Raw genomic sequence first — 19,590 nt, forward strand, 5'->3', positions numbered from 1 at the left:
CGGTTTTGTGGCTTTTCGCGCGCGAAAAGCGTGTTTGGGGGCTGGGCATCTGAGTGTTTTGGTGGAAAGATTTTTGGGAATTAGGATGATTCGTGTAGAAGTCGCGAATGTTGATGTATAGGGATGAAGAGTTCATGTAGAAGGCGGGAAGTGTGAGGTAGCGAGCAATGATTCATATAGAAGCTTGAAACCTTGAGGTAGGAGTATGGTTTAGTGAGGTATGGAGACGAGAGGTTCTTGTAAAAGCCCGAATAGGTGAGATAAGGAGCGACGATTTATATAGAGATGGGAAATGTCATGTAGAAAGCTGGAACTTTCATGTAAGCAACGCGAATCTTTACATAAACTCCTGCTCAAATATCATTTTTGGGAGCTATAGATGGTTCAAAAATCAAATTTGGATATAAATGGTAATTTCTTCTTTTGTCTGCTAGACTAATGAGAAAAAGGAGAGATTTCATGATCATTAAACATCGGGAAATGCCAATAAAAATTGCTGGGTATGAAGCTTTATTAAAAAGGTTGCCGCCTACTCATCCAAAACGGATGGCTGTGAAAAATAGTCTCAATAATGCCAACGCAGGCTACGGGGGAGAAGAACGCCTGGATGAAGCGCTGGAATTTTTTGACCCGCCTTATCCTCACCGGATCATCCAGGATTTTTCATTGGGAGGGGCGTTTAAAATTCAAGTGGATACGGTAGTGCTCACCCAGAGCTGTGTATTCTTGTTGGAAATAAAAAACATCGCTGGAAAGCTTCAATTCAAGCAAAATCCGAGTGCTCTCCATTCGATATTGGCAAATGGAGAGATTAAAAGCTATAAGAGTCCCATCACGCAAATGAATGAAACCGCTATACGCATGAACCAATTTTTGAAAACCCTCGGTTGTCCACTGCCGGTGGCGACTATTGTCGTCATCGCGCATCCATCCCAAATTGTTGAAGACGCACCGCCGGATGCCCTTATTTTAGCTGCGGGGGAAGTCAATTTTCATTTATCGAAAATGAAGCTGCCGAAACCGATTCTTTCTATAGAAGAACTTCATCAGCTTGGACAAAGTTTAGTGGCTGTTCATACGGATTATCAGCCTTTCCCCTTAGCCCCCAAATTTCAAATCGAACAGTCTGAAATCGAAACCGGAGTCTTCTGTCCCCGTTGTATATTTGGGAAGATGGAAAGAACAAAGCGTCTCTGGGAGTGTGAAACGTGCCGACTAATCAGTCAAGATGCCCCTTCTTATGCATTGCAGGACTGGTTCATGCTAATAAAATCCACAATCAATAAAGCTGAATGCCTCGATTTTATTGGTTTGGAAAAACTCGATGCTGCCAAGCGGTTCCTGATCCGAAACGGTTGCCAACCCGTGGGCGGCCGGCGATACCGCGAATATATCCGCCAGCCATAGGAAAAATAAACATACTTTCACCGGGAATATAGTAGAACTCTTGTAACTTCATGTAGAGAAGCCACCTGTTCATGTAGCCGACAAAAAACTTCACGTAGAAATCAAGAAGTCATGTAGAAAACTCAAAACTTCATGTAGAAAAGCCACCTGTTCATATAGCCGACAAAAAACTTCACGTAGAAATCAAGAAGTCATGTAGAGAATCGAAAATTTCATGTAGAGAAGCCACCTGTTCATGTAGCCGACAAAAAACTTCACGTAGAAATCAAGAAGTCATGTAGAGAACCCAAAACTTCATGTAGAGAAGCCACCCGTTCATATAGCCGACAAAAAACTTCACGTAGAAACCAAACCCCAACCAATTCTTCACAAATGACCCTTCTCCTCGTGTACAATCAAACTATCAAAATGAATTTCTCAGACAAAGGAGACAATTAAATGGATATCGAAAAGCGAATACTCGACTACTTCAACCATTTCCACACGCATCCGGAAGTCAGCTGGAAAGAGGTGGAGACCACCAAAAAATTGGCCGAGATTATGACCGAGCTCGGCGTAAAACATCATACGTTTCCGGACGTCACCGGGTTGATTGCGGAAATCGGCGAAGGGGCGGAAGTCGTTGCGGTGCGCGCGGACATTGACGCGCTTTGGCAGGAAGTGGGCGGCAAGCTGCAGGCCAATCATTCCTGTGGGCACGATGCCAACATGGCCATGGTGCTCGGAGCGCTTCTTCATCTGAAGGACGAAACACTGACAAAACGTGTGCGCTTTATTTTCCAGCCGGCAGAAGAACTGGGCAATGGCTCACTGTCGATGATTGAGCGGGGAGCGATTGACGAGGTGACGCATTTATACGGAGTGCATTTGCGTCCCATCGAAGAGCTGCCATTTGGCCAAGTGACGCCTGCGCTTCACCACGGATCCGGCATCTTCCTGAGAGGGAAAATCACCGGAGTGGACGCCCACGGAGCACGTCCGCATCAAGGGAAAAACGCCATCGATGTCATCGCAGCGATCCACCAGTTCGTAAAATCGATTTATTTTTCCCCGTTTGAATCGTATTCGGCGAAATTGACCCATATCCAGACAGGTGGAGACAGCTTGAACATCATTCCGGGAAGCGCTCATTTTGCGATGGATGTGCGATCCCAGTCGAATGACTTGATGAAAGAGCTTCAGCAGAAAATCGCTGATGGGTTACACGCTATCGCCACGCTCTATGATGTTGAAATCAGCTTTCAATGGACCGATTACACGCCTGCTGCAGAAGTATCGGCAACCGCCATGCAGATTGCAGATGCTGCAATCCGCCAAACGCTGGGGGATAGAGCGACAGCTCCACCGGTCCATACGACAGGTGCCGACGATTTTCATTTTTATACCATTAAAAAGCCTGAACTCCATGCGGCCATGATCGGTATCGGTGCGGACCTGACGCCAGGCTTGCATCATCCGGATATGAGCTTTAACCACGAAGCCCTTGCGATCGGCGCGCGCGTTTTGGCGGATACCATAAAAACCACATAAAAGGGTATTCCCCGGGAAATAACGCAAAATACTAACAACTCTGGATTTGGGCAATTGCATGCTATGATAAAAGCGAGCCGATATCCGAGACCCTCTTTTACTAGAGGGTCTCATTTTTATATCTGGTAGGCAAAGAACGTTTCCAGCCACGGGAAAAAGGGTATTGTAGACAAGTTTAAATATAAAGGGGAGAAATTGGATGGATGCTTTTTTAGATGGAATCACATGGTTCGTTGATAACGTCAACACTTTACTCTGGACATACATATTGATTGGACTTCTGATGGGCCTTGGCCTGTATTTCACAATTCGCACCAAATTCGTTCAGGTTCGCCTATTCGGTGAAATGTTCCGCGTCATCACCGAGAAAAAGGATGGGGACAGCGGTATATCGGCTTTCCAGGCCTTCACCATTTCAACTGCATCACGTGTAGGAACCGGTAACATCACCGGCGTTGCCTTGGCGATTGCCATCGGGGGGCCGGGAGCGGTTTTCTGGATGTGGATGGTTGCCATTATCGGAATGGCTACAGCGTTTATTGAAAGCACATTGGCGCAAGTCTATAAAGTCCGTGACGGCGAGCAATTCCGCGGTGGGCCAGCTTACTATATGGAAAAAGCCCTCGGCAACCGGAAACTCGGGATTGTCTTCGCGATTTTGTTGACATTGGCATTCGGATTCATCTTCAACTCGGTCCAATCCAATACCATTGCGCAATCATTTGAGGATGTCTTTAATATTCCGGATTGGACGATCGGGCTCGGGCTTGTTGTGCTGACCGCAATCGTCATTTTCGGTGGCGTCAAGCGGATTGCCAGTGTTACGCAAATAGTGGTGCCGATCATGGCAACTATCTACATCTTAGTCGCTTTGTTCATCGTCATTATGAATTTCACTGAAATTCCAGCGGTCTTCACTTTGATCATCCAAAGCGCATTCGGCTTAGAGGAAGCAGTGGGCGGCGGAATCGGTGCGGCCATCATGCAGGGCGTACGCCGAGGCTTGTTCTCCAACGAAGCCGGTATGGGTTCTGTGCCGAACGCAGCAGCATCTGCCAACGTTTCGCATCCAGCGAAACAGGGCCTTGTGCAAAGCTTGGGTGTGTTCTTTGATACCATCATCATCTGTTCGGCAACTGCTTTCATCATTATCCTGGCAGACCTGTATTCCAACGGGGAACAGGAAGGGATCCTGTTGACGCAGGCATCATTGAATGTCCATCTTGGAAGCTGGGCGCCCTACTTCCTGGCGATTGCCATCCTGTTCTTCGCGTTCAGTTCAATCATCGGGAACTATTACTACGGTGAAACGAATATCGAATTCATCAATGCGCACAGCGGCTGGTTGACAGCGTATCGCTTTGGCGTATTGGCCATGGTGATGTTCGGTGCATTGGCACAGGTTCAATTGGTCTGGAACATGGCCGATCTGTTCATGGGCTTCATGGCTGTACTCAATCTGGTGGTCATCGCCTTGCTCGGCAAAATCGCCTTCAAGGTGCTTGACGACTATACAGCTCAACGCAAAGCCGGCAAAAATCCGGTATTCTTTGCAAAAAATATCCCTGGCTTGAAAAATACCGAATGCTGGGGCGACAGCGAAAGCCGCCACAAATAATTAAAATCCAAAGACCTTTTTGCCGATGCGCAAAAAGGTCTTTTTTATTCCCGAATTCACTGCCGTCTCTGGGTAAAGTCATGCAGCTGCATAAAGCACAAGAAAAGGTCTGCCGGATAAAACCTGGCAGACCTTTTAGCTTGTTTTAACTCCTGGAGAAATAAACATTAATATCCCCTTATTTCCTAAAATTAAACATTAAAATAAGTAATGTTACACATTTGTAATATAAATGTAACATAATATGACAGTTTTTACTGATACAATCAAAAATATACTAAAGAAGAATAAAACGGTTGATGCCTGATCACCATCCCGAAATCCAAGCGAAGAGGTGCCAAGTGAAGAAACTTCTAATGTTCTTAATCATTACAGTCCTATTAGTATCGGCCAATCCATTCAATGCCAACAAAGCCAGTGCAGCGACACCAAATGAATTAACTACATATGCTAAGAAATTTACAGGAACACCTTACCAATTTGGTGGGACAACGCCATCAGGCTTTGATTGCTCAGGCTATTTACGCTATGTTTTCAACAACTTCGACATTTCAATTCCGCGGACATCCGCAGAGCAATATAAAATAGGGACGGGTGTCTCAAAAAGCAACCTGAAAGAAGGCGATATGGTTTTCTTTTCGGGTACTTATAAAGCGGGAATTTCACACGCGGGCATTTACGTCGGCAACGGCAACTTTATCTCTGCCACCAGTGGCGGGGTAACGATTGCCAACTTAAACACCAATCCATATTGGGCTCCTAAGTATACCGGCGCACGCCGTTTGGACGAAATCAAAAATGTGGCGACACCTGTATCAAAACCGGCGCTTCCAGCAGGGCAATTTTATGATGTAGCAGCTGGCCATTGGGCAGTAGGCGAAATCAAAAACCTGAGCACATCTGGAATCATCACGGGATACGATGTCAGCATGTTCAAACCGAGTAATGACGTATCAAGAGCGGAAGCGGCGACGATCATTGCGCGCGCATTAAAATTGACGCCGGTTCAAGGTTCTTCTTTTAAAGATGTACCGGCCGGCCATTGGGCAGCGGGCAATATTAACGCTGTCATGAAAGCGGGAATCGTCAACGGTCGTTCACCAGGCTATTTTGCACCAAATGCAAAAATCACCCGTGCAGAAATCAGCAAATTGCTGACAAATGCATTTGCATTGCAAGCTTCCACTTCGTCCACTTCATTTAAGGATGTTAAAGGCCACTGGGCTGAGAGTTCGATAAACAGCGTAACAGCTAGCAAGCTGGCTACTGGCTATAAGGATGGAACGTTCAAGCCGAACGCCAACGCAACAAGAGCGGAATACGCAGCATTTGTTCACCGCGCTATCCAAAAATAACTACGTGATTTCTTAATGGAGATCGTTCAAACAGCAGGCCAACCCAGTAAACCGGGCTAGCCTGCTGTTTTTTTATAAGACAAATAGAACTGCTAGTCTTTCACTGCCGATATTCAAAAAAACAAAAGTGGAAGCTGAGAAAAAATCAAAAAAGCGAGAAGCCAACCGGATTGCCGGTTGGCTTCTCACTTGAGCTTGTAGACAAAAGAATATTTATGTCTTTTACAGAATGATTACACACTTTATCGTATTTATACCGGATCCTCTGCTCCAGGCGGACGCTTTCCTTATCTGCAGTCAAGTTTTTTCTCGTAGTTTATTAAAAAATAGAGGGAGTGGGCTGAGGAACGATTGCTTTTCGTTCCGGTGCAAGCTTTCCGCGGGCTCGCGCCCAAGCCTCCTCGTCCACTTCGTTCCCTGTGGGGTCTCGGTCGTCTCGCTATTCCCGCAGGAGTCGCCGCCTTGCGCTCCAAATCCTAGAGTGAAGGGATTACTAGGCTTGTTGGGGTTATACACCGCTATTCGTTTTGATTAGACTTTGTCTACAGCCTGAAGCCAACCGGATGACCGGTTGGCTTTTCGCTAGGCTGTCGAGAAACTACTAACAAGCTGTGGTTTTCCGAAGCTTACCGCTCGCTTTCCGCGGGCTCGCGTCCAAGCCTCCTCGTTCGCTTTGCTCCCTGCGGGGTCTCGGCCGTCTCGCTTTCCCGCAGGAGTCGAGCGGACGCTTCTCCAAACCACTTAGTAAACTCTATCTTCCTTGAATGAAGTGGGTGGGGGACTTCTACAGAAGCGATAGAGGCCGTGCCCGTGGAACGCGTCCGCCTAGAGCGAAATGAAAGTATGATGACTTTTTCAACAGACTAACGAAAAGCCAACCGGATGACCGGTTGGCTTTTCGCTTTTTTTATTTCAGCAGATTGCTCATGAATTTGGCATTCTCTGCACGGGTGATGGGGTTTTTCGGACGGAAAGTATTGTCCTGGTAGCCTGTGACAGCATTGCTTGAATAGGCTGCCTGGATCGCTTCGTAATAGTACATGGATTTCGGGACGTCGGTAAAGGCGGTTTGCTGTGTACTGGTAAGGCCGTATGCCGCTTGCAGGATCATGGCCATGTCGCCCCGTTTGATCGGGTCATTCGGCCGGAACTTGGTGGCGGTCACACCTTTGATATAGCCCAGTTCATAAGCGCTGTTGATATAGCCCGCTGCAAAAGAATCTTTCGCAACGTCGCTGAAATGATGGGTGGTGCTGGTCTTGTTGAGATTTAGTGCACGGCCAAGCATCGTGATGGCTTCAGCGCGTGTGATGGTCGCGCCTGGGCGGAACGTGCCGTCCGATAATCCGGTGATGATGTTGCGGTCGAAAACCTTTTGGATCGGTTCCGAGTACCAGACGTTATTTTTCAAATCCGGGAATAAAGCGGCTTTGGTGCCCAGCGATTGCACCAGGCCATTGCCGTACTTATTGTCGCGTCCTGCAGTGCCGAGATCCATCGCTGCGCGTTTAATGGTTTCCCGCAGCTGTTTGTTTGAAAGGTGCGGATAAGCTTCCATGTATTGTGCAAAAGTGCCGGCTGCAAAAGGAGAGGCGACAGATGTCCCTTCTGAGATGGCATAGTCTTCTTGTGAAGTGGTCAATGAATCGACGAAACTGCTTAAAATGTTTTCGCCAGGCGCTACGAGCTCTTGTGAAGGTCCGGAATTCGAGAAATAGGACAATCGGTTAAGTTGGGAAACCGATCCGACAGCGATGACGGAAGGAAAGCGTGCCGGGTAAAGAACGTCACTGTACAAGCCGCTTTCCCGTTCATTTCCGGAAGCCGCGACGATAAGGATGCCGGCGTCATATGCCTTTTTGGTGATATCGCGCAAAGATTGATCGTTATTGACGGTGGTCAAACTCATATTGATGATGTCGACTTTCTGGTCGATGGCCCATTGGATGCCAGAGACCACGCCTTCGAGGGTGCCGATTCCGTTTGCGGAAAGGACTTTGACCGAATAAAGCTGTGAATCTGGCGCTACACCAACTGTGCCGATAGAATTGTTTTGCGCACCGATAACTCCAGCGACATGGGTGCCATGGCCATTGCGATCTGTAAAGGCGCTTGAATCGGCGACTTTGGAGACGCCGCCTGCGACTTTCAAGTCAGGATGCTTGGAATTGATGCCGGAATCGATGATGGCAATTTTCACGCCTTTGCCAGTATAGCCAAGACTTGATGCCGTATTCGCTTTGATCGTCCGGTAGCCCCAGGTGGTGTTTTGAGCGGCGGCTTTGACCAATGAATTCTCTTCTATGTATTCAATGGAAGAGTCACTGCTGGCAGCCTGGATTGTTGCTTTGTCCGGCAAAGTTACAGATACCGCTGAAATGGCATCAAACTCCTCGTGAATCTCGGCACCCATTTCTTTAAGTAATTCAAAATCGATTTCTTCTTTAAATGAAATGATTACGCGATCTGATACGCGATCGGTTTCAGCGGCTGTGCTGCTGGCCCACCCGCTGAGAAGGATTGCAGAAATTACTATAAATGATAATTTTTTCAATTGATTTCCTCCTGCGCACATTAAACTTTCCTGTAGTATACAACAAAAAAACGGACTAAAAAGTCCGTTTTAGAAATTAATTTTTTGCTTTCCAGTTGTAATAATCTTCGATTCCGGAAGCGATCGCTGTGGCAGCACGATCCTTGTAAGTGCCAGATGCCAATTTTGAAGCATCGTATTGATTGGTGATAAATCCTAATTCCACCAAAGCGGCAGGAAGCGGGTTGGTGCGGATAACCTGGAAACCGTAGTTTTTGACGCCGCGGTTTGGATGGTCCATCGCTTTGTAAAGGCGGTTTTGGATGAAAGTTGCCAATTGCTTGCTGTCGTTGCCGACAGAAGCAGAGTAGAAAGTTTCAGAGCCGCTGGCAGAAGTAGCAGCTGCCGCGTTCGTATGGATGCTCAGGAATGCGTTGGATCCGCTGGCGACCCCTTTATCGACACGGGCACCTAATGTGTAGAACACATCTGTTGAGCGGGTCATATAAACTTTGATGCCTTTAGCTTTCAACTTGGATTCGACTAGCTTGGCAACGTCAAGATTGATGTCTTTTTCACGTAATCCGTTGGCGACTGCGCCAGGGTCAGTTCCGCCATGGCCAGGGTCAAGTGTGATAAAACGGCTGTTGGCACTGGCAGGCAAAGCTTTTGCCAAATAGCTCTTGCTGACATAACCGGTAATGCTGCCGCTTTTGCCGTATGCCCATGAGCCGTTATAGCCATAGACCTGGAATGGAGCACCTGTGTTCAACTTGCCGATCGAGTTATAGCCTACGCTTGGTCCAGTGCGGACATTGAGGCCGTTAACAGTGACATTCAAGTTTTCAACGGTTGTGTTTTGGTAAGTGACTTTAAAGTTAGCGTTAAGTGCACGTGCTACGAAAGTAGCGAATTCACCGCGGATCAGTTTTTCGGTTGGTGAATAAGTGCCGGTTCCTGTGCCGTTTGAAACGCCGGCGGTAGCGATTTTATTGACCGCTGTATAAAGGCTTGTTGAAGCTGTGTTGGTCGTGATGTCTTTAAAGAAGACATTTCCAGTCGTCTTAAGATTGAATGCGCGGCTTAATAGGAAAGCCATCTCACCACGTGTCATCGTTTCCATCGGACGGAAAGTGCCATCGGAATTTCCAGTAATGATGCCTTTTTCATATGCTGACTGGATGTAGCCTGAGCTGTAACGGCTTGGATTCACATCCGGAAATTTTGTTTTGCGGGGTGTGCCGTTAAGCCCTATTGCACGGCCGATCAATGCAGCAGCTTGCTCGCGGGTCACTACCTGATCTGCGCCAAATGTCGTATTGCTGATTCCTTTAATCAGGCCTTTGTTCCATAGATACAAAATTTCTTCGTCTGATGACGAAATATCCTTGAACGGATTACTTGCAGCAGAAACGGATTGTACACCTAAACTCGAGATCACAAGAACAGCAGCAACTAGAAACAGGGTAATTTTTGATAATACGGTTTTCATAAGTTTTTTATTTCCTCCTAAGTAGTTTCTATCTGATAGTGATAATAGCAGATATTTATTCAAATTAATGTCTTTTTTAAATAAATAAGAAAATAGTATGGTTTAAAAGTCGTAATTCAGGAAAGGGAAATTTGGTCTAATACTTTATAACTATTTATATGGTAAAAATATCAGATTAATCTGAAAGAATAAGAAAGAAAGTAGAAATAATAAAAATACGCTTTACTAATGCATTGGGTCTAGTGTTACACTTGTATTTGTGATGTAATTATTTGTCCACTTAAAAATGGATAAATATAGATAATATGAAGTATAGTTTGCACGGGTAAAATAGATTATTGTAGAAGTCACAGATAGATGAAGTTGTGTTGCTGGTCTTGTGAGTAGTTAATAAATGGATTAATTAGAAAAAAGGGGGATTTATTAAAAGATGAAAAAATTATTATTAGGTTTGTTGGTACTGCTTGTAGGACTATCATCCTTTACGCAGGAGACTGCTAAAGCAGCAGACGATTTAACGGGCCACGCATACGAAGATGAAATAAGAGAATTGATGGAGCTGGGGATCATTGAAGGATATAATGATGGAACCATCCGGCCGAATAAAAAAGTGACACGCGCCGAGTTCGCCAAAATGGTTGTTCAATCATTTGAACTCGGGACCGCAGCAGAAAGTGCTTCTGTTGAAAATGCAGGGTTTACCGCGGCGGCAACAACTGCAGCCACTGTAAACTTCAAAGATGTGTTGCCTGAGAAATGGTATTACAATCCAATAGCCTCGGCTGTGGATGCCGGAATCATTAAAGGTTATCCGGACAACACGTTCAAGCCCGATGAGCTGATCAACCGTGAACAAATGTCGACCATGGTTTCACGTGCTTTGACAGCAAAAGGCATTGTCATTAATGTTTCAGAAACACAGGCTTTAGGCTTTACGGATACTTCGACAATCAGAAATGAACATAAAGACGATGTCCGCATTCTTTCCCATCTGGGAATCGTCACAGGCAACAAGGACAATAGCTTCAGACCAAAAGACAGCTCAGAAAGATGGATGGTGGCAGTAGTCATGCTCAGAGCAAGAGATGAAGTATTCCCGCCTCAAAACCTGGAATTTCAGGCATCAGCAGTTGCAGCAGATAAGACGACTGTCGTGAAGCATTTCGACACATTCGCTCTGGCAAAAGAATATGTTCAAAAGAACGCAAAAGTTCAGGCAGTCGAACGCAGCAACCAAATCCTTTGGATGAAGCAGGGGATTGTGTCAACCAATGCCTTTACGGAAATTTACCCGACGGAAAGCCTGAAGGCCGCCAGCGGAACTTTCCGGCCATATGTTCCGTCCAACACCGAATTGAAATTCCTGGATGCCACAGCGACAACGGTCAAAGTGGAACTGGCTGGAAAAGTCGGGTATGTCAGTTCAAAAGTGGTTCGGCTGATTCCGGAACCGATGAAAAAAGGGCAGTCCTATTATGAAGCGTCCGGCAGCAACCTGGTCCATAAAATCTTCAACCATGCGACCGGCAACTACGCATCAACCGGCACTATCGGAAAAGCACCCAAAGAATTTGTCAGCGGCATGAAATACTACAGCTGGGATGGTGCAGCATTCACAAACGAATCAGGCGCCAAAGTAGCTGAAAGCCATCAGTACTTCAACATGCTGCCGCTGCATTCGACAACCAGCTACACAGCTGCAGAACTCGATAAATACCTGCAGGACAAATTCCCGTACTATAACCAGACACTTAATGGTAAGAAATGGACAGCCAGCCCGCTTGTCGGCACTGGCAAATTCTTTAAGGAAATGGAAAAGACCCATAAAATCAACGCACTTTACTTGATGTCCCATGCCATCCATGAAAGCGGCTGGGGAATCAGCAAAATTGCACAGGACAAATACAACCTCTTCGGCTATGGAGCGGTGGACGGCGATGCTTATAACCGCGCCTATTCCTACGATACATTCAGGGAGTCGATCGAAGACGCGGCCCTGCGCATCAACAAAGGATACCAAACGCCGCTTGGCAGCTATTACAACGGGTCGATCCTGGGGAATAAAGGCATCGGCATGAACGTCCGCTATGCATCTGATGCATTCTGGGGAGAGAAAATCGCGGGGCATATGTACCGCGCCGATGCTCATCTTGGAAACAAAGACCAGAACAAACACGAACTCGGCTACACGACGACCAATCCGCTGAACTTCAGGAAGGATGCAAGCACAAACTTCACTTCCCTCTATACACTGAGAACAGCAGCGGTTCCGGTCATCATCAACAACGAAACCAAAGCGTCCAACGGAGCCCTCTGGTATGAAGTAGCATCAGAAGATAAAGGCTACACAAGAGCTTATGTCCACGGATCCTACATCGACATGCTGCCACTGGCGCAGTAATATAATTTACACAATTTTAACAGAAGAACCCTGTGCTCAAGCGGCCATAGCTTGAACATAGGGTTCTTCTTTATGTTATACTAGCCTAAGATATTTTGCCCTATAGAGGAGATTAACCATGACTTCAAAATTCGTTCATATATTGGGAGTGCCGTTTATCAACACATCCCAAAAAGAGTTTATCAAGACATTGCAAAGCCACATCGCCAAACAGGAACGGACCTTCGTGGTGACCGCCAACCCTGAAATCGTCATGCATTCGTTGGAAGACGAGCAATACAAACAGACCCTGGCAAAAGCCCAGTACATAACAGCAGACGGCATCGGCATCGTAAAAGCTGCCGCGATCGTCGGCGAACCGCTGCCTGAACGCGTCAGCGGCTATGATTTGATGCTCGACCTGCTTGAAGAAGCAGACAAAAACCACTCCAGCATCTTTTTCCTGGGAGCGGCTGAAGAAGTGTTGCAGACAACCGTGAAAAAGGCCAAGCAGGACTATCCGGGCATCCAAATTGCCGGCAGCCATAACGGCTTTTTCGACTGGAACGATCATCTTCTGCCGCAGCAGATCAAGAACGCGGCTCCGGACATCGTCTTCGTGGCGCTCGGCTTCCCGAGGCAGGAACAATGGATCGGCGCCCATATCGATCAATTCGATAAAGGGGTCTTTATCGGCATCGGCGGCAGTTTCGATGTCTTTTCCGGGACGGTCAAACGCGCACCGGAGATGTGGCAGAAGATGAACCTGGAATGGTTCTACCGTCTGGTCAAGCAGCCTTCCCGCTGGAAACGCATGCTCGTGCTGCCGAAATTCGCAGCCACTGTGATCGGACGAAAGGCCTTGCGTAAGTAATGAAGAACACCTTGATCAAAAGCACCTTAATTTTATCTATTGCAGCATTGCTGTCAAAAATACTCGGCAGCCTTTTCCGGATCCCGCTGCAAAACATCGCGGGAGATGAAGTGCTGGGGATTTTCACCCTGGTGTATCCGGTCTATATGGTCGCCTTGACCTTGTCTGTCGCCGGAATCCCGATCGCCATTTCTAAATTGATTTCGGAAGCCCGTGCAAAAGATGACCAGCAGGAGGTCAAGAATATCTTTTTCACCTCAGGTATTCTGGCACTGATTTTCGGCATCACAAGCTTTCTGGTCATTTACGGCTTTTCCCACCAAATCGCGTCTGTCCTTGGCGGCGGTACGACACGCCTTGCCTTGATCGTCGTTTCCTGCACCTTGCTCGTGGCACCATATATGGCAGTGTACCGCGGCTATTTCCAAGGGCATCAGGATATGACCCCGACCGCGATATCGCAGGTCATCGAGCAGTTTATCCGCGTCGGGCTGATTCTTTTAGTGGCCATCTTCATGGTGGACCGCCTTTACAGCGATGAGCAGATAGCGGGCGGCATCATGATCGGTTCCATCATCGGAGCGATCGGTTCGTTCATTTACTTGCGAATCCTGTACAACCGTTCATCCGTGAGAGTAGCCAAAGAGCTGCCTTACAAACTGGCGAATTTCAAAGGGACGGCCAAAACCATCCTGAAAATTTCCCTTCCCATCTGCATCGGGGCGATCACGATGGCCCTGTTGAATTTGGTCGATTCCATCACCATCCCGACTGCACTGAAAATGCATGGGGAAGCCACCGAAGACATTAATACACTTTACGGGATATATGGCAGAGGCCTGGCGCTTGTCCAAATCGTTACGGTTTTCGCCAGCTCGGTCATCCTGCCGTTGATTCCGTCCATATCGGCCAAATTGGCCCAGAATGACAAAATCGGCTCGGCCAAACTGATCGACAACACCTTTTTCCTGACTTATCTATTATCCGTTCCGGCCGCTGTCGGCCTGGTCGTCCTGACCTTGCCGATCAACCTCGGTTTGTTTACGGATCTGCAAGGCAGCACCGTCCTGGCCATCGTGTCGTTCAGTTCACTGTTCACTTCTTTGACGGTACTCGGAACCGGTGTTTTGCAGGGAATCAATAAAGCACGTCTTGGTGCCTGGATCATTACGATCGGCGTACTCATCAAACTGGTGCTGAATCTGGTGCTGGTCAATCTATACGGCTTGGAAGGCGCGGCCATTTCGACTGCAGCCATTTATGTCATCCTGTTCGTGCTCAATGCTGCAGCCATCCGCAAATACACGGGATTCAGCTTTTTCCCGAAAAAGACCGGCACCATCATTTTCGCTTCACTTGTCATGGGGGCAGCCATTTGGCTGCCAAGTTTACTATTGGATTTTGAAGAGCTGTCAAGACTTGCAGCGTTATTGTATATAGGGGCAGCAGTAGCAGTCGGCGGCGTCATCTACTTTGTTTTGTTGCTGGTCACCAAAGCAGTGGATCAAAGCGTATTGCAGCGCATTCCTGTCATAAAAAAATTCATCGCCAAGAAATAATGCCTGCAATCCAGGCCAATCCAAGAAAAGTTAAGGGTGTGTACTTACGTGAAGAAAGTTTTAATCGGGATCCTCCTTGCCGCATTGCTATTGACGATTCCTTCAGCATTCCAGCGCATACAAATTGAAGAATCGAATAAGAAAATCGAAACCATTATTCCCTTTAAACTGACCAACAGCTGGCTGGTCGAAGATCCCTCTTTGACGACAGAATCCATATTGGCGGATTTCAAGAACGCAGGGGTTCAAAGCATTAGCCTCGAACCCGACACGGTCAGCACATTGGAGAGAAAAGGGCTAATTACCGCTGTCAGTACTTCCCGCATGCGGGAGCATCTTTTGCTGACCCAACAAGCTCCGTTGGAAGCGCCTTTTGACAAGCCAGGGCTATTCGTCTATTCGAACAGCACGGTTGATTTTGAAGAAACCACTGCAGGCTTTTTTGAAGAACAATATCCTTTTACTATAAATGGTGAAGAATATTTGTATATTCCCGGTGATGCCGGCGAGATCCTGTCGACACCGGTCGGCTATGATCCCGAAGTGATCGAGACGATTCTCGCTGCCGGACTGACAGTAGTTCCCCGTCTAAGCGATTATTCGGACGAAAGCCAAACAGAACGGATGATCGATAAACTTCTTTCCATTAAACAGCCCGAAATCACTAAAGTCCTGTTCATCGGAAAAAATGTGCCAGCAGCTTTAGATCCCGTCCGCTTGAAGGAATTCGGCGAACAGCTGAAAGAGGCCGGCTATGGCTTGATGAGCATCGAATTTGCTGACCAAGGGGGCTTGAATCAGCTGGCATATATCAATGACCTGAATCTGGTGCGGCTCCACAGCCTGGCTGTGACGGACGATAATATCTCCGAAAGCGCCGAAAAAATTGTCCGCGCTGCCAAAGAACGCAATATGCGGGCGTTTTTCGTGAACTTGACACAGGAAGAATACGGCAAAGCCCTGCCCGCCTTGCAGGAGCTGCAGTCTGAAGTAAACGAAACGCTGCCTGCCAGCTTTGCGCTGGGCGAGTCGCGTTCTTTTGACACCTACAGCGTGCCATTATGGCAAACGGCAATGGCTTTGCTCGGCGCCATCGCGTTCCTGACATTGGCGGCACAGTCTGTCTTTAAGAACAACAGGCTGACAGGGATCGCATTAGTCGGTTCGACGCTGGTTGCTCTCATCTACCTGGTGACCGGACAAAGCATGATCCTGAAAGCATTTGCCTTAGCGGTCGCCATCACAGCGCCGATCTGGGCAGTCTTATTGAAAAAAGAACCAGAAAAAAAATGGTATTTGCTCCGATCTTACGCACAGGCACTTGCCATTTCCGCAATCGGCATCTGGCTGATCGTCGTCTTGCTGAACGGCAATCAATACTTGCTGGGAATTGACTTGTTCAGAGGCGTTTCGCTGATCTATATCGTTCCAATTGCTTTTATTGCCATCTATGCAGTTTGGGGGAACATCAAAAACCTTTTGAAACTAAAAATACCTTACTGGCATATCGCAGTGATTGCTGTTATTGCCGTTATCGCTTTCTATTACATTACTCGGACAGGCAACGAGGGGCAGGTATCTGCCATTGAACTCCAGGCACGCCTGCTGATGGAGCAGATCCTTTACGTCAGGCCGAGAACAAAAGAATTCCTGATCGGCTTCCCGTTGTTCATCCTGGCGCTCCACATGGCGAAAAGCTACCCGAAAGCCCATTATTTCCTGTTAATTCCAGGAGTCATCGGTTTCCTGTCGCTAGTGAATACATTTACTCATCTTCACATTCCGTTGTCGATTTCATTGCTTAGAAGTGGTTATAGTATAGTTTTCGGGTTTATAATAGGACTTGTCCTAATCTGGCTATATGAAACTTTTTTGAAGAAAATGATAAGCATAATAAAAGTGAGGTGGCAGGAGTGAGAGTCGTTTTATCTGGATACTATGGTTTTGATAATGTGGGGGACGAAGCGATTCTCTACGCCATTATCCATTCGTTGAGAGAGTACCAGCCAAGAATTGAAATTACCGTATTATCACATAAGCCGGAACAAACGGCAGAGACTTACCAGGTTGAAGCCATCAACAGATGGAGCCTGAAAAAAGTGCACGCCACGATCAAGTCTTCGGATGGCCTGATCAGTGGGGGAGGCAGCCTGCTGCAGGATGAAACCGGCCGCAAAAGCATCCCTTATTATGCGGGCGTCATGAAAATCGCCCAGCAGCTGAAAAAGCCGGTATTCGTCTACGCGCAGGGAATGGGCCCCATCAAAAGCAAACTTAATCGACTGATCGTTAAGCATGTCTTGAATTCGGTAAAGCTGTTGACCGTGCGCGACCAACAGTCCCAGGAGCTCCTGGAACAAATCGGCGTCACTTCTCCGATTCATCTGGTGCCGGACCCAGTCATGGGCCTTGATGCCAGCGATTTCCATAGCAGCTGGCTGGAGCAGCAGAATTTCCGCAGCAAAGTCATCACCGTCTCTGTCCGTGACTGGGCAGGCGACGCTTATGCCTTCCAGGAAATCGCAGCTGGACTAGACCAGTTGGTGAATAAAGGCTATGAAATTGTCTTTGTTCCCATGCATGGAAACCATGATTTCCAAACCTCCCAGAAGGTTGAAAACTTGATGCACACCAAAGCGCACATAGCGCCGTTCGACAGCACCATCCAAGAAAAGATGGCCATCATCAAAGACTCCGATGTGCTGTTCGGCATGCGCCTGCACGCTCTGATCTTTGCGGCAGTCGGCTATACGCCTTTTGTTGCCTTGTCATACGATCCGAAAATCGACTCATTCGCTAAAATTGTCGCCCAGCCGGTTCTTGGCCATATCGAGACTGAAGATTGGAACCACAGTGACCTGGTAGAGGCGATTGAGCAGATTTTCTCCAACTATCCAGACGAGCTGGAGAAAATCACCGGAGCGGTCAAACCTCTCCAAAAAAGCGCCAACGAAACAGCGCACGCCGTCATCGACTCTATCAAAGCACCATCCGCCAGCAAAGCACCACTGGCATACACGAAAGTAAAAAACCGATAAACCGATAAACCAAACAGGCTGCCAAGAGGTTTCATATCTCCTGGACAGCCTGTTTTTTTGTTGGAGGGAAATTTGTTGTGTGAGTGTTGTAGGTAAAGAAATCGCTCCAGGCGGACGCTTTCCGCGGGCACGGCCTCTGCCGCTTCCCTCGCTCTGCTCAGTCCAGTGGCTCCGGCTCGTGCTGTACCCGCAGGAGTCGCCGCCTTCCACTCATTCTTTAGGTTTCTTCTTATTGATAGGAAGTGTGAGGGGAGGCGTCACTGTTGTCTCTATTTTGAGAAGGGTATAAGGAAGCGATGGGCACGTAGTGCTTTTCGCCTGCGAAAAGCGGGCATCTTGGAGGCGCGAAGCGGATCGCTGTTTATGGTGGTCTGGTGTTGCCAGTAAGTGACGGGTGGGATGCTTTTACATCAACATTTCTTGTTTCTACCTTCACACGCTGTATTCTTATCTACACTCTTGAAGCGGCTACCTGAACGTTCCAGATCTCTACCTAAACCGTTTGCTTCTTTACCTGAATGTTCACCATCCTTCATCCAACTCGATTTGTTCCAACAAAGTTCAAGCCCCTTTCCCAGCTGTTCGCGCGGCGAACAGCCGAAATAGAAAGTGACACTTTCTGATCTAGCCTCACTCACACACAAGATGTGATTTTTTCTTAAAATCCGTGTAGGAAGCCGAAACTTTCATGTAAAGAAGCAAGACGTTGCGGTAGCATCCTCACCTTCTATAGCAGAAACTTGAAACGGTGAGGTAGAAACGGCAAATCTTCATCTAAAAACACAGACCCCATTTGTGGATTCATCAACACCCAGCGAAGGCGCGTGCCCCACCGCCGCCGAGCGTTTCCAGAACCCTACACTACCTACCTACACCACACAAATAAAAGTTCTATATACAAAACAATCACCAAGCTGAGGCGCGTCCCCGGGCTAGGCGGAGCTATGAGACGAGTGTTCTTCTCGGCTCATGGCGTGAGCCATGCCCAAAGCGACCGAAGCGACTTTTAGAACCCACCAAAACTATTCCCGCTATATAAAACTCTTCGAGCAAAGGCGCGTGCCCCACCGCCGCCAAGCGATTCCAGAACCCCAGATCATCTACCTCCCACAACCTCACACCAAGCGCAGGCGCGTGCCTTATCGCTGCCAAGCGTTTTCAGAACCACACACCACTTATCTGCCTCACACAAATAGAAAATTCTATATACAAAACAATCACCAAGCTGAGGCGCGTCCACGGGCTAGGCGGAGCTATGAGACGAGTGCTCTTCTCGGCTCATCGCGTGAGCCATGCCCAAAGCGACCGAAGCAACTTCCAGAACCCCACCCAAACTACTCCCACAACCACACACCCAGCGAAGGCGCGTGCCCCACCGCCGCCAAGCAATTCCAGAACCCTATACCACCTACCTACACCACACAAAGTTAGGTTCCTTCTATTTAAACACCCATCCAGCTGAGGCGCGTCAACGGAGTGGGTGGAGCAATAAGACTGGCAGCGATCCTCAGCTGCATGGCTTATTGTGGGAACCCACTCCAGAGCGACCGAAGCAGCTTCCAGAACCGCAACAAAACTATTCCCATAACCCCCACACCCAGCGAAGGCGCGTGCCCCACCGCCGCCGAGCGTTTCCAGAACCCTACACTACCTACCTACACCACACAAATAAAAGTTCTATGTACAAAACAACCACCCAGCTGAGGCGCGTCCCCGGGCTAGGCGGAGCTATGAGACGAGTGTTCTTCTCGGCTCATGGCGTGAGCCATGCCCAAAGCGACCGAAGCGACCTTCAGAACCGCAC

11 protein-coding genes are annotated in these 19,590 nt (G+C 47.8%); 9 read left to right on the forward strand and 2 right to left on the reverse strand.

All coding sequences use genetic code 11. The features are described from left to right. Positions 1-459 precede the first annotated feature (459 nt). The 4 genes from J7I83_RS10035 to J7I83_RS10050 all read left to right on the forward strand — a co-directional run bounded on the left by J7I83_RS10035 (position 460) and on the right by J7I83_RS10050 (position 5,910). Positions 460-1,407, forward strand: coding sequence for a nuclease-related domain-containing protein (locus tag J7I83_RS10035; RefSeq protein ID WP_215100564.1), 948 nt, complete (start codon positions 460-462; stop codon positions 1,405-1,407). Between the two features lie 438 nt (positions 1,408-1,845). Then, the gene (locus tag J7I83_RS10040; protein ID WP_215100565.1) at positions 1,846-2,937 is read left to right on the forward strand and encodes an amidohydrolase; all 1,092 of its coding nucleotides are present in this window, start codon (positions 1,846-1,848) and stop codon (positions 2,935-2,937) included. A 199-nt stretch (positions 2,938-3,136) separates the two neighbouring features. After that, positions 3,137-4,555 carry an alanine/glycine:cation symporter family protein gene (locus J7I83_RS10045; protein ID WP_215100566.1) on the forward strand — a complete coding sequence of 473 codons (1,419 nt, stop codon included), beginning with the start codon at positions 3,137-3,139 and terminating at the stop codon, positions 4,553-4,555. A 341-nt stretch (positions 4,556-4,896) separates the two neighbouring features. Then, a complete protein-coding gene (locus J7I83_RS10050) occupies positions 4,897-5,910 on the forward strand; it encodes a C40 family peptidase (RefSeq protein WP_353048254.1) in 1,014 nt (337 codons plus the stop codon). A gap of 907 nt (positions 5,911-6,817) precedes the next feature. Here the strand turns inward: J7I83_RS10050 and J7I83_RS10055 are convergent. Both J7I83_RS10055 and J7I83_RS10060 read right to left on the reverse strand, forming a co-directional pair. Then, positions 6,818-8,464, reverse strand: a complete 1,647-nt coding sequence (locus J7I83_RS10055; RefSeq protein WP_215100567.1) for a S8 family peptidase — start codon at positions 8,462-8,464, stop codon at positions 6,818-6,820. A gap of 76 nt (positions 8,465-8,540) precedes the next feature. Then, positions 8,541-9,935, reverse strand: a complete 1,395-nt coding sequence (locus J7I83_RS10060) for an N-acetylmuramoyl-L-alanine amidase (protein WP_215100568.1) — start codon at positions 9,933-9,935, stop codon at positions 8,541-8,543. A gap of 430 nt (positions 9,936-10,365) precedes the next feature. Here J7I83_RS10060 and J7I83_RS10065 point away from each other — a divergent pair, with 430 nt between their 5' ends. The 5 genes from J7I83_RS10065 (at position 10,366) to csaB (ending at position 17,786) form a co-directional block, all read left to right on the forward strand. Next, positions 10,366-12,336, forward strand: a complete 1,971-nt coding sequence (locus J7I83_RS10065; RefSeq protein ID WP_215100569.1) for an S-layer homology domain-containing protein — start codon at positions 10,366-10,368, stop codon at positions 12,334-12,336. Between the two features lie 118 nt (positions 12,337-12,454). Beyond that, positions 12,455-13,189: a WecB/TagA/CpsF family glycosyltransferase gene (locus J7I83_RS10070; RefSeq protein WP_215100570.1), complete on the forward strand. Its 735-nt coding sequence runs from the start codon at positions 12,455-12,457 to the stop codon at positions 13,187-13,189. After that, positions 13,189-14,748, forward strand: a complete 1,560-nt coding sequence (locus J7I83_RS10075) for a putative polysaccharide biosynthesis protein (protein ID WP_215100571.1) — start codon at positions 13,189-13,191, stop codon at positions 14,746-14,748. The genes J7I83_RS10070 and J7I83_RS10075 overlap by 1 nt, the downstream gene beginning before the upstream one ends. A gap of 48 nt (positions 14,749-14,796) precedes the next feature. Then, the gene (locus J7I83_RS10080) at positions 14,797-16,665 is read left to right on the forward strand and encodes a DUF5693 family protein (RefSeq protein ID WP_215100572.1); all 1,869 of its coding nucleotides are present in this window, start codon (positions 14,797-14,799) and stop codon (positions 16,663-16,665) included. Continuing rightward, the gene (gene csaB / locus J7I83_RS10085; RefSeq protein WP_215100573.1) at positions 16,662-17,786 is read left to right on the forward strand and encodes a polysaccharide pyruvyl transferase CsaB; all 1,125 of its coding nucleotides are present in this window, start codon (positions 16,662-16,664) and stop codon (positions 17,784-17,786) included. The genes J7I83_RS10080 and csaB overlap by 4 nt, the downstream gene beginning before the upstream one ends. Positions 17,787-19,590 lie beyond the last annotated feature (1,804 nt).

The sequence above is a fragment of the Planococcus sp. ISL-110 genome (assembly GCF_018613575.1).
Classification (GTDB): domain Bacteria; phylum Bacillota; class Bacilli; order Bacillales_A; family Planococcaceae; genus Planococcus.